A 12,774-nucleotide genomic window follows, 5' to 3' on the forward strand; every position below is an offset into this window, starting at 1 on the left:
GTCTCATTAACCGAAAAATCATTAAAAGTTCACGCTGGGAGTTTCCATGTCGGGTGTTAGAGCGCAACAGAAACAAAAAACACGACAAGCACTAATCGAGGCTGCATTCAATCAATTGAGTGCCGATCATAGTTTTTCTAATTTAAGCTTACGTGAAGTTGCCCGTGAAGCAGGGATTGCCCCCACCTCTTTTTACCGCCACTTTAAAGACATGAATGAGCTTGGTTTGACCATGGTTGATGAAGCTGGTTTAACACTGCGCCAGCTTATGCGCCAAGCGCGCCGCCGTATTGAGAGCGGCGGTAGTGTGATCACGACATCAATCGTGACCTTTATGGAGTTCATCGATAACTCGAGCAACCAATTTAGATTGTTATTGCGTGAGCGCTCAGGAACTTCAAAAGCATTTCGTGCTGCGGTTGCTCGTGAAATTAAACATTTCATTTTAGAGCTTGCGCATTACCTTGAAAGCGAAACTCCGTGCGACCCAACTCATGCATATATTCAAGCCGAAGCCATGGTGACTTTAGTATTTAACGCCGGTGCCGAAGCCCTCGATATTGAAGGGACACAACGTGAAGAACTGGTTGAACGCTTGATCTGGCAATTACGCTATATTGCTCGCGGTGCCACTTTGTATGGTCGTGATAGTAAAGGTAGTGTAGAAAAAACAGCCTAAAGCATGGTGGATTTTTGTTCCCATTTTGTGTATCGTTTTTTGTTTAAATCAGTAACTGAATTCTAAATAGTCAGTTACGCCACAAAATAAATAAATAGCGAGGACGCATATGCTCACCAAGGATCCGGTGAATGATACTCATGCCCATTTTTTAGAACAGAGTGAAGAAACAACGGTAAAAAACAGCCCAAGCTTTCGGGAGCTGAGCCGCAGTTTGTTACACTCGTTACCAAAAAGTGTGCAAAAGAAAATTCAAGATAACCTACTTGGCGTATTAGACACTCATCAGGTCTCACAATTTCGAGATGACAAACGCTGCCAGTTTTGGATTAACCAAAATGGTTGGAAGCGAGTTCCCTACAGTCAGTTTCGCCATGTCTATAGCCGAATTGCGCTATACCCAAAAAGCGCCACTATTTCAAAGATCCATAGCTCAGAGGCTGCTAGCAATGCAACATCAGCTGATTTGAGAGATCAACAAGCTAGGCTATTACATAGCAATGGCAACGAAGGACAACCTAACAGGATAGATCAACACATAACTTATACTCGTCGTGTTATCCGCCCAACAGCAACTCAACAATTTCAACCTACGTTAGCTCTTTATAAGCCTGTTGCAAATAGTAAGGTAGAGTTAAAAGCATCTCACCAAGTTCGGCAAAATTTCACAACTCATGTGCTCCAAGCATCTGAAACGGTAGAAATGTTAGCTCAACAATATACAGGCTATAAAAATGCGAACCTTATTTATGATTACAATTTGGGGGTTAGTCGTGCTAAGCCCGCACCGGTAGGTACTGGATTGATAGTTCCCAATGGTTGGAAATTAAATATAGAAGGCTCCTGCAGTAATTGCCGCAGTATAGATATTGTTTGGCAAGGGCCTACAAATGGTCAAATTACATTGCAATTAGAAAAAAAGCGCCCAGATGAAATATCGTTTTGGCAGCATTATTTTGTTGTGAAGCCAGGTGTTTATGCTGTCACTGTGACTGCGTCAGGTCTTGTGGAAACCACCTCTTTTACAGTGCTTCAACCAACACAAGAATATGAAATTGAGTTGCTTGATCAAGCAGGTAACCCACAGGCAAACATGGGCTATAAAATTCGCTTGCGTAATGGGCATGTAGTCAGTGGAGTATTAGATAGTAAGGGTTATGCCCACGTATCAGGCCCTGACTTTGAAAACGCTAAAATAAGCTTTCATGAGTTAGATGACAAAGACTGGCAGGTGGCCAGCCCTTCCCGTAATGAATAAATTTATAAGGATATAATTTATGACCTTACAACATACTGTGTCGCAAGGCGAAACCTTGCTACGCATTGCTCGTCAATATGGGTTTAGAACCTCTAATGGTCTTTACTTGCATCCGCTTAATGCTGAGTTTCGTTCTTTAAGGCCTGATCCTAACCAAATTTACCCCGGCGACGTAATTGCTATTCCAGCAAAAGTTGAAAAATTCATGCCACTGAAAACAGATAGTAAAAACTCTTTTATGGTGCGTGATGAAAAAGAATTCTTTCGTTTAAAACTAGCTTACGAAAATGGCGAGCAAATTACCGGAAAGCGCATTGTACTGAATATCGCAGGGCAAACAATTGATACCGTCATAGCAGAAGATGGTTTAATTGAAGTAGAGCTCACCGAAAATGAAACGCTTACAGGGCAAGTAGATTTATATCTCAATGACGAAGACACCACACCAACAAAGAGTTTTGCTATTCAAGTTGGGCACTTAGACCCTATTGAAACCTTGTCAGGAGTGCAAGGGCGTTGCAATTTACTTGGATTTGATTGTGGAAAGGTTGATGGAATTAATGGATCAAAAACACAAACAGGTGTTAAAGCTTTTCAGCTTGCGCAGCAGTTGCAAGTTGATGGCATAGCAGGGCCAATTACTAAACGTCGTCTTGTTGACGTATACGGAGCATAAGTAATGAGCCATGCAATGCCAATGGCAGTAAATCTTGTTAATACACTTGTTATTAATACCGGTGCGGGTGCAACAACAAAGCATATTATTGTAAAAGTACTGGGCGATGTTGATGTAGAAATACAGCTATTTTCACAAGGCAACAAGGTCGTAGTTGAAAAACAAGCAGCGCAGCACTACCGTTTTAATAACCTGTCGCAAGATACATCTTATACACTTAAAGCAATTATTGCTGGTAAGGCCGAGTTTACACTTGTTAATGAGCAGCAATTTGCAGACTATTTTAATTCAAACACGGTAAAGTCATTTAATATTGGTAGTAAGGGCGGCCCGCAACTACTTCAGCATAAAATTTTACCTAAAGGCCATGTAGAACTCACCTTACTTGCCGAACCGCCTTGCTTTGGGGTGTTTTTTGATGGCACAGGTAATAATCGTTTTAACGACATACAAGACTCAACAGACAGCAAGGAGCCTACGAATGTTGTTAAGTTGTTTGAGTTATATCCCGCTGAAGACTTTCAAGCACGCCATTACGTAGAAGGGATTGGTACCAAAGCGAATAAAAGCGATTCAACACTAGATATGGGCTTGGCGTTTAGTTTTGACGAGCGTATAAAACAAGCATTAACCAGAACTTCCGAGTTTTTCAAAAAATTTGCATACACAAAAACTGGGTTTATAGATGTATTTGGCTTTAGCCGAGGTGCAGCCCAAGCGCGAGCGTTTATTAATCAGGTCAATGCAATATATCAAGACAAGCCAAATTATTGGGGCGGCATTAAGCCTGTTATTCGTTTTGTGGGCTTATTTGATAGTGTTGCATCTATTGGCGGCGATGGCGATAATAACCACAGCGAATTTTACGCCGATGACGAACTTGACTACCCCATTAACTTAAATTTAGCGAGCAGCAGTGCCGGGTATGTGATGCACTTAGCTGCGTTTGATGAAAAGCGCGATAAATTCCCTCTTAGCTCATTACTCAATAGTAATAAGCAACTATCAGAAAACCACAAAGAAATTGAGCTGCCTGGCGTGCACTCAGATATTGGTGGCGGTTATGGCCCCGTCGAAACGAGCATTCTTTACCCTCGGCAGTATATCGCGGGTCAAGCCGGTGAGCCAGAGCACGACAAAGAACTCGTACAGCTTAAACAGTCACTCGAACAAAAATATTATTGGCCAACAATTAATATTCAATTTAAAGCAAGCCGGCCAAGAATAAACCGGCAACCAAAGCGAATTTGGAATAAATCAGAAAATACAATTTACACCAGCTACAGGCCGTATTGGCGCCGGAAGTTAAGTAATATTCTGCCGCATTATAGTTTAACGCTAATGCACGAAACGGCTGTAAATCAAGGGGTGCCGTTGCAAAACCTAGCAGAGCTTGCCAATCGTAAACAAGCCGATGGTCAGGCTTTTCCTTATGTTTTACCAAGCGAGCTTAAATCACTTGTAGCTACAGCGCGCAGTTTTGGCCCGCAAAGTGAAGCCTGGCATGCTTTATACAAAGACTACATTCACCATAGTGTTAAATACGCGGCATCGATTGATGCGATAGCTCACGGCCCCGAAGAAGAAGCAGAATTTACCACCCAAAACCAACAGCGCGAGCTTTTTTATAACCAGCCAAACCAAGCTGAAACAAGCTTACAATGGCAATCACAACTAATAAATGGATACCGACTATGGACAAGTTTATAAAACCACTCATCTCAATTGCATGTGCTTTGTTTTTGGCCGGTTGCTCGTCAACGGGAAAAATAGATTACATGGTAGCGGGCGTAGGCACTGAGAATGGGAATGCTATTTGGGGGCGCTCAGTGGTATTTGATAATACATGGGGCATACCATCAGGGGCTATTGGTTGCTGTTATGGAGAAACAAGAGCGACAGTTGGTGTATACGACCAAAAATTCCCCGAAAAAGTGGCGGTTGAATGGCTCGATAAATCAGAAAATAGAATTTATTACGGTGAAGTGGCCATAGACAAGGCAGGGTATAAATTAGCTAAAAATTTACCTACTTATACATGGGTAAGCACAGGAGAGATAGAAACAAATATAACCCCCTACTTGATTATTGGTATGGGAGTAACTGGCGAGATTAAGGTTTGGTTATCAAATACAAGCTCAGAAATGAATAGGGTTGGTCGTGTATTACATGAACTTGGCTCTGGGCAAGCGCAATGGCGCGAGAATAAATAAAAACCGACTATGGACAAGCTTATAAAACCACTCATCTCAATTGCATATGCTTTGTTTTTGGCCGGTTGCTCGTCAACGGGAAAAATAGATTACATGGTTGCAGGAGGTGCAACAGAAAAAGGTAACCAAATTTGGGTGCAGGCAATTACTTTTGATGATAATTGGGGGGGGCCTATGGGAAGCCTCGGCTGTTGTTGGGAAAGTGCAGGCAAAACAAGTGGTGTATACGACCAAAAATTCCCCGAAAAAGTGGTAGTTGAGTGGCTCGATAAATCTGAAAATAGAATTTATTACGGTGAAGTAGCCATAGATAAGGCTGGGTATAAATTAGCTAAAACCTTACCTGCTTATACATGGGTAAGCACAGGAGAGATAGAAACAAATATAACCCCTTACTTGATTATTGGTATGGGAGAAACTGGCGAAATTAAGGTTTGGTTATCAAATACAAGCTCAGAAATGAATAGAATTGGTCGTGTATTACATGAACTTGGCTCTGGGCAAGCGCAATGGCGTGAGAATCAATGATGTTTTTAGATCACCTCACTAAATAATTAGATTTTTTCCTCATACTGTTACTTTATGTGGATGTGATAACTATCACATTTAAAAGTTAATCTAAGCAATAGAAGCTTTACCTTCCGAAACTTTAAACGTTCAATGCATTCAATTGGGTTTGATTAACCTTTAAAGTGTGGTTTTGTGGATTTTTAATTCCGGCAAGGTGATTTAAAAATCGGTTTTGTGGAAAAATTATGCTTGCAAGCAGGTTTTTTGAATGTTAAAAATACAGCCACTGAACACACATTTAGTAAATTAAGATGCAAATTACACATTCAATTACATTAAAACTAAACCTCTTACTGCTTAAATCAGTGAGCGGGGCTTAGTGTATTTGCATTTGTAGAACATTAAAAAACCCCGCAACCGCGGGGTTTTTTTTATCTCGCTAATGGGTCATTGGGAACGAGGACAGTTTATGAAAGATAAGGTTTGGATTTTTGACACAACGTTACGTGATGGTGAGCAAGCATTAAAAGCAAGCCTAACCGAAGACGACAAAATTCAACTTGCGCATACCATTAGCCGCTTAAATGTGGATGTAATGGAAGTGGGTTTTCCGGTATCTAGCCCGGCAGATTTTCGCTCTGTACAGCGCATTGCGACTGAAGTAAAAGGGCCGATTATTTGTGGCTTAGCACGTGCTGTTGCAAAAGATATTGAAGCATGTGGTGAAGCACTTCGCCCGGCAGAGCAGGGCCGTATTCATACATTTATTGCAACCAGTCCATTACACCTTGAACACAAATTACGTATGAGCTTAGACGATGCAACGGCAATGGCTGTTAAGTCGATTAAACTTGCGCGTAACTACACCGATGACGTTGAGTTTTCGTGTGAAGATGCAGGTCGTACACCGCATTGGGATTTATGCCGTATCGTTGAAAGCGCTATTGATGCCGGTGCATCAACTATCAACTTACCTGACACCGTAGGCTATGTAACGCCAGACGAATACGCTGCGATGATCCATCACTTAATGAACAATGTGCCAAATATCGACAAGGCGCGTTTAAGCGTGCATTGTCATAACGATTTAGGTTTAGCGGTTGCTAACTCAATCGCTGCAGTGCAAGCCGGTGCTCGCCAAATCGAATGTACAATAAATGGCATTGGTGAGCGTGCAGGTAACTGCTCGCTTGAAGAAGTGGCGATGATCATGAAGATGCGTGAAGACCACTTAAAAGTTCATACCGATATTCGCAGTGAAGAGATTTACCGTGCTTCGCGCCAAGTCGCGAAGATTTGTAATATGCCAGTACAACCAAACAAAGCAATTGTTGGTGAAAATGCCTTTGCACACAGCTCAGGGATCCACCAAGACGGCGTATTAAAAGCCCAAAACACTTACGAAATTATGTCGCCAGAAAGTGTCGGTGTACCTAATAATCAATTAAACATGACTTCGCGTTCAGGTCGTCATGTTATTGAGCATCGTTTAGAAGAGTTAGGCTATCAAAAATCTGATTACGATATGGATAGCTTATACACCAGCTTCTTAGCATTAGCAGACCAAAAAGGTACTGTGTATGACTACGACTTAGAAGCGATGATTTACTTTAACCAAATCAAAGATAAAGACGAGAAGTACCAACTTGAGTTTGTTAACTCTACGTCTAACTCACAATCGGTGGCGAGCTCAACAATCGGCATGACAATTGATGGCGAGTCTAAGCAAGAGGCAGCAACAGGTAACGGCCCTGTTGAAGCATCATTCTTAGCAATTGAGCGCTTAACGGGTATGTCGGTCGAAATGATTGAATACAACCTAGAAGCAACAGGCCAAGGTGCCAGCTCACTAGGACAAGTGAATATTATCGCTAAATACGATGGTCGCCCATATCACGGCGCGGGCATTGCAGCGGATGTGGTTGAAGCGTCGGTACGCGCCATGATCCGCGTTTATAACTTAATTTATCGTGCACAAAAAGTGTCTGATTTAAAACAACAGAGGAAAGCAGGATGAGTCAATCGAATTACAGTATCGCAGTATTAGCAGGCGACGGGATTGGTCCAGAAGTTATGGCAGCAGCAGAAACCGTCTTGGATGCTGTAAGCGAAAAGTTTGGTTTTACTTTGACTCGTCATCACCACGCGATTGGTGGTGCTGCCATTGATGAGTTTGGTCAGGCACTGCCGCAAAGCACTCTTAGTGCTTGTGAAAATGCCGATGCGATTTTATTTGGCTCAGTAGGTGGCCCTAAGTGGGAAAACTTACCACCGAACGAGCAACCAGAGCGAGCTTCACTGTTGCCACTGCGTAAGCATTTTGGTTTGTTCTGTAATTTACGCCCAGCACAATTACTACCAGCACTAAGCGCTGCGTCACCGCTGCGTGCAGATATCAGTGCACAAGGTTTTGATATCTTATGTGTTCGCGAGCTAACAGGCGGTATTTATTTCGGTGAAAAAGGCCGCAGCGGCGAAGGGGAGCAAGAAGCCGCTTTCGATACCCAAACATATTCTCGTAAAGAAATTGAGCGCATCGCACGCTTTGCCTTTGAAGCCGCTAAGCTGCGTAGTAATCATGTTACCTCGGTTGATAAAGCGAATGTATTAGCGACCAGCGTACTTTGGCGTGAAGTGGTCTCTGAAGTGAGCAAAGATTACCCAGAGGTAAGTCTTGACTACATTTATGTTGATAACGCGGCAATGCAGTTAGTTAAACAGCCAAGTCAGTTTGATGTATTACTTTGCGATAACTTGTTTGGCGACATTTTGTCTGATGAGTGCGCGATGATCACAGGCTCTATGGGCTTATTACCATCAGCGAGTTTAAATCAGTCTGGCTTTGGTTTGTATGAGCCAGCTGGTGGCTCAGCACCTGATATCGCTGGTAAAGGGGTTGCAAACCCAATCGCACAAATTTTAAGTGCTGCGCTTATGTTGCGTTACTCACTAGGGCAAGATGAAGCGGCTCGTACGATTGAAAAAGCGGTGGCAGAAGCGGTTGAAGCAGGTGTTGGTACGCCCGATATCTACCCAAATGCAGGGTATACCACCAGTGATGTTGCTGCGGCAATTGTGGCACGTATTTAATTAAAAATTGTTTGCGCTGAGCTCGTCACTCAGCGTAACTAAAATGAGGGAATAGCAAGTGGCCCAAACCTTATACGATAAAATTTGGCAAGCTCATGTAGTCGCCAGTATTAATGATCAAACTGATTTACTTTATATCGACCGTCACCTAGTTCATGAAGTTACTTCGCCGCAGGCCTTTGCTGGCTTACGTGAGAAAAACCGCAAAGTACGTTGCCCAGAAAAAACTTTTGCGACTATGGACCATAACGTTTCAACAAAAAGTCGCTCATTAGATGCTGCGAGTGAAGTGTCGAAAAATCAATTAATGGCACTGGATGCAAACTGTAAAGAGTTTGGTATTCAGCTTTATGATTTAAATTCGATTAATCAAGGTATTGTGCATGTAATGGGGCCTGAGCAGGGCATTACCTTACCGGGCACAACCATAGTGTGTGGTGACAGCCATACCTCTACCCATGGTGCATTTGGCGCACTAGCGCACGGTATTGGTACTTCAGAAGTTGAGCATGTTCTAGCCACTCAAACGCTACAGCAGAAAAAAGCCAAGTCGTTAAAAATTCAAATTAATGGTCGCCTACGCCCAACTGTTACTGCAAAAGATTTAATCATGGCGGTGATTGGTAAATTAGGCACTGCGGGTGGTACTGGCTATGTTGCTGAGTTTTGTGGCGAAGGGATCGAAGCGCTGTCTATGGAAGCGCGTATGACGCTTTGTAATATGAGTATTGAAATGGGCGCAAAAGCGGGTTTAATCGCACCAGATCAAACAACTTATGATTATTTAAAAGGTCGCCCATTTGCACCACAAGGTGCTGACTTTGATAGTGCCGTTGCCTACTGGCAAACACTAAAAACTGATGAAGGCGCAGAGTTTGATCATGTTGTTGAATTAGAGGCTGCTGATATTCAACCGCAAATTACGTGGGGTACCAGCCCTGAGCAAGTGATTGGCGTAGATGAATTCATTCCTGATCCTGAGCAAGAACCAGATCTAATCAAAGCTGATGCAATTCGCAGCGCACTAAAGTATATGGGTTTAAAAGCCGGTGATAAATTGTCTTCAGCAACTGTTGATACCGTTTTTATTGGCTCATGTACAAATAGCCGAATTGAAGATTTACGTGCTGCTGCGCAAATTGTTGAAGGTAAGCAGGTTGCAGCGGGTGTTGAAGCACTGATTGTTCCTGGTTCTGGCCTTGTTAAAAAACAAGCCGAAGACGAAGGCCTTGCAGATATCTTCAAAGCAGCTGGCTTTGAATGGCGTGAGCCAGGTTGTTCAATGTGCTTAGCAATGAATGACGATAGATTAGAAGCCGGTAAACGCTGCGCGTCGACCTCTAATCGTAACTTTGAAGGTCGCCAAGGTCGCGGTGGCCGCACTCACTTAGTGAGCCCTGCAATGGCTGCGGCAGCGGCAATTCATGGTCGTTTTGTTGATATCAGAGGAGAAGCCTAATGAGCGTATTTTTTAGTGGCTTAATGGCCCCGTTAGATAAAAACAATGTTGATACTGACCAAATTATTCCAAAGCAGTTTTTAACGTCGACCAGCCGTGATGGCTTTGATGCGGCGCTTTTCTACGATTGGCGTTATTTAGATAACGGCGAGCCAAACCCTGAGTTTATTTTGAACCGCCCTTGTTACCAAGGTGCGCAAATTCTTTTAACTCGCGACAATTTTGGTTGTGGCTCATCGCGTGAGCACGCGCCATGGGCATTAAAGCAATATGGTTTTGAAGTTATCTTAGCGGAAAGCTTTGCCGATATTTTCTTTAATAACTGCGGCAATAACCAAATGCTTGCTATCGCATTACCAGCAGAAACGCTTGAGCAATTATTTGTGCTGAGTGAACAGCATGATGATATTCATATCGAAGTTGATTTAGAAAACCAACAACTTCGTAGCGATAAGTTTGACACTATTCACTTTGATATTCGCCATGACATTAAAGAGCGTTTATTAAGCGGCTTAGACTTTATCGGTGTGACTGAAACACTTAACAGCCAAATTGATGCCTTTGAGCAGCAACTTGCAGCAGAACGCCCTTGGCAATAACCTGTTTTTTCCATGTGAACCTAAACGCGGCCAAGGCCGCGTTTTTTTGTTTTTTATCGTAATTGTTTTCTTTATGGTCTTTAAACCATTAGCCTAGACTGAAATTTTATTTAGGGAACACACCATGAAATACTTAGTAGCATCGATGCTCGTGGCAGCATCATCAGTAGCGGCTGCGCGACCTGCACCGTTAGTGTCAATTCCAAGCCATGATGGCTTTTTTGATAATATTGCCGCCCATTGCGGTAAAGCTTACGAAGGTAAAGTGAGCGTTGATAACGCTGCTGGCCCGAGCTCATTTGCGGGCAAAAAGTTAGTAATGCATGTACGTCGTTGTAACGAGCGTGAGTTACAAGTGCCATTTCATGTAGGTGATGATGCATCTCGTACTTGGATCATCACAAAAACGGGCAGTGGTTTGAGTTTAAAGCATGACCATCGTCATAAAGATGGCAGCGATGATAAATCAACCATGTATGGTGGCCATACTCTTGATGCGGGTTTTGCTAACGCGCAGTCGTTCCCGGCTGATCAGTACTCAAAAGAGTTGTTTGTGAGCCAAGGTATTCCCCAATCAATGGGTAACACGTGGCAAATGTATATTTATCCTAAGCAATTTACGTATCGCTTAGTGCGTGAAGGGCGTGAATTTCGTGTTGATTTTGACTTAACTAAACCTATCACGCCGCCAAGCGCGCCGTGGGGATATGAAGACTAGTGCTATTTAGCTTCGTCTTCACACTGTAAAACAACCGTTAAAGGTGGCTGATAGGCGCGTGGTTTAGTTGGAAAACGTTCATACTCCTGCACCCCATCAGTCACTCTTAGCATAAATGGTTTGTCTCTACATAAGCGACTTGCATGGCGCAGTAAAAATACGCTTTGATTGCGAAAGTGCTTGTAGTCGTCAGACTGAATTTCGAGGTGGTAGCGGCCGTCGGCCAATTTAGTTTGGTAGTAGTGGACTTTTTCGTCGAAGTCATAGAGCTTTTCGGTTTCGCCTTTTGCTGCCTGCGCATTACTGCACCCCGCTAACATTAAAACGGCGCTGATTAATAGTGCTTGTGTACTTCTCACTTCACTCATAAACACTTAACTCCATGTGATTAATACCTTGTTTCATCGAGATGTTGAACCTGAGTTAGCATCCATAGTCAAACTAAGGTAACGTTACGTCTTACATGTAGTCTAACACCCAAAAAGGGAAAATGTGATGCTCAATAAAATAAAACAGCTGTTTTCAGCGCTGAATGATACCCAATCTAACATTGCTGAGCATGACCTAAAAACCGCCGTTGCTGCGTTATTAATTGAGGTTATGCGTGCAGATAATGAGTTACAAGATGATGAGCAACAGACCCTGAATGAGACCTTAAAGAAGTATTTCTCGCTCAACGAAGAAGAGGTTCAAGAGTTAGTTGCAAGTGCATCGCAAAGCTTAGATGATGCAATAGATTACTTTCAGTTTTCAAAACAAGTTAATGCCCAGTGCAGTGCCGAGCAGCGTATTGAAATCATCGAGCTGTTGTGGCGTTTAGCCTACGCAGATGGCAATTTAGATAAGCATGAAGAAATGGTTATTCGCCGCGTCGCAAGCTTGTTGTATGTAACTCATGAAGACTTTATCGCTGCTAAGCTAGCAGCGACAAAGCTAAGTTAGTAGCGATAAAACTAGGCTAGCAATTATTTATTTAATTTGCTCGCTACGCTCACAAGTTGCTGGGCAAGGCTGGCAACTTGTTCGGCTGTATCAGCATCGCTGATGCGGCCTTGCTCATCTAATTTAGTGTGAATAGCAGGTACTGCGAGTTGATCTGCAAGTACTAAACTACCAATACCTGATAAAATATCACGCACGTGATTTAAACCACGTAAGCCACCTAAACCACCCGGTGAAGATGCATAAAGTGCAGTCACTTTATTACGAAATGCAGGCACTGCGCCTTGCTCTGTACGAGAAGCCCAGTCGATTGCGTTTTTAAGTGGCGCTGTAATTGAGCCATTATATTCTGGGCTTGCTAATAAAATGCCATCAGCAGCGCGAAGCTTATCTTTTAATAATTGTGCGCCTGCAGGTGTACCTTGCGCTTCAATATCTTCATCAAATAAAGGTAAGTCTAAATCACTTAATTTAATCACTTCTACTTCAGCACCACTTTCGAGGGCGAAGCGTGCAGCTTCATTAATCAGTTTTTGATTAAAGCTGTCTTTACGTAGGCTGCCTGCTAGGGCAATAATTTTAGGTGCTGTCATGATGGCTTCCTTTTTTAAGCTTCACTGTTGATATACT

Annotated in this window: 14 protein-coding genes; 12 read left to right on the forward strand and 2 right to left on the reverse strand. The window is 42.9% G+C overall.

The features are described 5' to 3' along the window. The first annotated feature begins 46 nt into the window (after positions 1-46). From fabR to PASHI_RS04785, 11 genes are all read left to right on the forward strand, one after another. A complete protein-coding gene (gene fabR, locus PASHI_RS04735) occupies positions 47-679 on the forward strand; it encodes an HTH-type transcriptional repressor FabR (protein WP_054554482.1) in 633 nt (210 codons plus the stop codon). A 109-nt stretch (positions 680-788) separates the two neighbouring features. Beyond that, complete coding sequence (locus tag PASHI_RS04740) at positions 789-1,937, forward strand: hypothetical protein (protein WP_062564770.1); 1,149 nt, start codon at positions 789-791, stop codon at positions 1,935-1,937. 19 nt (positions 1,938-1,956) lie between these two features. Further along, positions 1,957-2,613: a PGRP and LysM peptidoglycan-binding domain-containing protein gene (locus tag PASHI_RS04745; protein WP_062564771.1), complete on the forward strand. Its 657-nt coding sequence runs from the start codon at positions 1,957-1,959 to the stop codon at positions 2,611-2,613. A 3-nt stretch (positions 2,614-2,616) separates the two neighbouring features. Continuing rightward, positions 2,617-4,323, forward strand: coding sequence for a T6SS phospholipase effector Tle1-like catalytic domain-containing protein (locus tag PASHI_RS04750; RefSeq protein WP_062564772.1), 1,707 nt, complete (start codon positions 2,617-2,619; stop codon positions 4,321-4,323). Beyond that, complete coding sequence (locus tag PASHI_RS04755) at positions 4,308-4,826, forward strand: hypothetical protein (protein ID WP_062564773.1); 519 nt, start codon at positions 4,308-4,310, stop codon at positions 4,824-4,826. The genes PASHI_RS04750 and PASHI_RS04755 overlap by 16 nt, the downstream gene beginning before the upstream one ends. Before the next feature lie 9 nt (positions 4,827-4,835). Further along, positions 4,836-5,354 carry a DUF2931 family protein gene (locus PASHI_RS04760; RefSeq protein ID WP_062564774.1) on the forward strand — a complete coding sequence of 173 codons (519 nt, stop codon included), beginning with the start codon at positions 4,836-4,838 and terminating at the stop codon, positions 5,352-5,354. A 451-nt stretch (positions 5,355-5,805) separates the two neighbouring features. After that, on the forward strand, positions 5,806-7,353 hold the full coding sequence (gene leuA / locus PASHI_RS04765; protein WP_062564775.1) for a 2-isopropylmalate synthase: 1,548 nt from the start codon (positions 5,806-5,808) through the stop codon (positions 7,351-7,353). Beyond that, a complete protein-coding gene (leuB, locus tag PASHI_RS04770; protein WP_054554475.1) occupies positions 7,350-8,426 on the forward strand; it encodes a 3-isopropylmalate dehydrogenase in 1,077 nt (358 codons plus the stop codon). Before leuA ends, leuB begins: the two co-directional genes overlap by 4 nt. A gap of 58 nt (positions 8,427-8,484) precedes the next feature. Beyond that, positions 8,485-9,885: a 3-isopropylmalate dehydratase large subunit gene (gene leuC / locus PASHI_RS04775; protein WP_054554474.1), complete on the forward strand. Its 1,401-nt coding sequence runs from the start codon at positions 8,485-8,487 to the stop codon at positions 9,883-9,885. Beyond that, on the forward strand, positions 9,885-10,484 hold the full coding sequence (gene leuD / locus PASHI_RS04780; protein WP_054562894.1) for a 3-isopropylmalate dehydratase small subunit: 600 nt from the start codon (positions 9,885-9,887) through the stop codon (positions 10,482-10,484). The genes leuC and leuD overlap by 1 nt, the downstream gene beginning before the upstream one ends. A 124-nt stretch (positions 10,485-10,608) precedes the next feature. After that, positions 10,609-11,202 carry a hypothetical protein gene (locus PASHI_RS04785; protein ID WP_054562892.1) on the forward strand — a complete coding sequence of 198 codons (594 nt, stop codon included), beginning with the start codon at positions 10,609-10,611 and terminating at the stop codon, positions 11,200-11,202. A 2-nt stretch (positions 11,203-11,204) separates the two neighbouring features. Here PASHI_RS04785 and PASHI_RS04790 read toward each other — a convergent pair whose 3' ends face one another. Continuing rightward, on the reverse strand, positions 11,205-11,570 hold the full coding sequence (locus PASHI_RS04790) for a hypothetical protein (protein WP_055198597.1): 366 nt from the start codon (positions 11,568-11,570) through the stop codon (positions 11,205-11,207). A gap of 127 nt (positions 11,571-11,697) precedes the next feature. On the opposite strand from PASHI_RS04790, the gene PASHI_RS04795 reads away from it, so the two are divergent. Then, entirely contained in the window at positions 11,698-12,144 is a 447-nt protein-coding gene (locus PASHI_RS04795) for a tellurite resistance TerB family protein (protein ID WP_055198598.1), read from the forward strand. Between the two features lie 23 nt (positions 12,145-12,167). Here PASHI_RS04795 and PASHI_RS04800 read toward each other — a convergent pair whose 3' ends face one another. Continuing rightward, complete coding sequence (locus tag PASHI_RS04800; protein WP_054562889.1) at positions 12,168-12,737, reverse strand: NADPH-dependent FMN reductase; 570 nt, start codon at positions 12,735-12,737, stop codon at positions 12,168-12,170. Between the last annotated feature and the right edge of the window lie 37 nt (positions 12,738-12,774).

Source organism: Pseudoalteromonas shioyasakiensis, assembly GCF_001550135.1.
GTDB classification, from domain to species: Bacteria; Pseudomonadota; Gammaproteobacteria; order Enterobacterales; family Alteromonadaceae; genus Pseudoalteromonas; species Pseudoalteromonas shioyasakiensis.

Bases quoted from the DNA above. Each gene is read 5' to 3' on its own strand.
- PASHI_RS04755 (WP_062564773.1), top strand. From the start codon at position 4,308: ATGGACAAGTTTATAAAACCACTCATCTCAATTGCATGTGCTTTGTTT.
- PASHI_RS04760 (WP_062564774.1), top strand. From the start codon at position 4,836: ATGGACAAGCTTATAAAACCACTCATCTCAATTGCATATGCTTTGTTT.
- PASHI_RS04750 (WP_062564772.1), top strand. From the start codon at position 2,617: ATGAGCCATGCAATGCCAATGGCAGTAAATCTTGTTAATACACTTGTT.
- PASHI_RS04740 (WP_062564770.1), top strand. From the start codon at position 789: ATGCTCACCAAGGATCCGGTGAATGATACTCATGCCCATTTTTTAGAA.
- leuA (WP_062564775.1), top strand. From the start codon at position 5,806: ATGAAAGATAAGGTTTGGATTTTTGACACAACGTTACGTGATGGTGAG.
- PASHI_RS04795 (WP_055198598.1), top strand. From the start codon at position 11,698: ATGCTCAATAAAATAAAACAGCTGTTTTCAGCGCTGAATGATACCCAA.
- PASHI_RS04790 (WP_055198597.1), bottom strand. From the start codon at position 11,570: ATGAGTGAAGTGAGAAGTACACAAGCACTATTAATCAGCGCCGTTTTA.
- PASHI_RS04800 (WP_054562889.1), bottom strand. From the start codon at position 12,737: ATGACAGCACCTAAAATTATTGCCCTAGCAGGCAGCCTACGTAAAGAC.
- fabR (WP_054554482.1), top strand. From the start codon at position 47: ATGTCGGGTGTTAGAGCGCAACAGAAACAAAAAACACGACAAGCACTA.
- PASHI_RS04745 (WP_062564771.1), top strand. From the start codon at position 1,957: ATGACCTTACAACATACTGTGTCGCAAGGCGAAACCTTGCTACGCATT.
- leuD (WP_054562894.1), top strand. From the start codon at position 9,885: ATGAGCGTATTTTTTAGTGGCTTAATGGCCCCGTTAGATAAAAACAAT.
- PASHI_RS04785 (WP_054562892.1), top strand. From the start codon at position 10,609: ATGAAATACTTAGTAGCATCGATGCTCGTGGCAGCATCATCAGTAGCG.
- leuB (WP_054554475.1), top strand. From the start codon at position 7,350: ATGAGTCAATCGAATTACAGTATCGCAGTATTAGCAGGCGACGGGATT.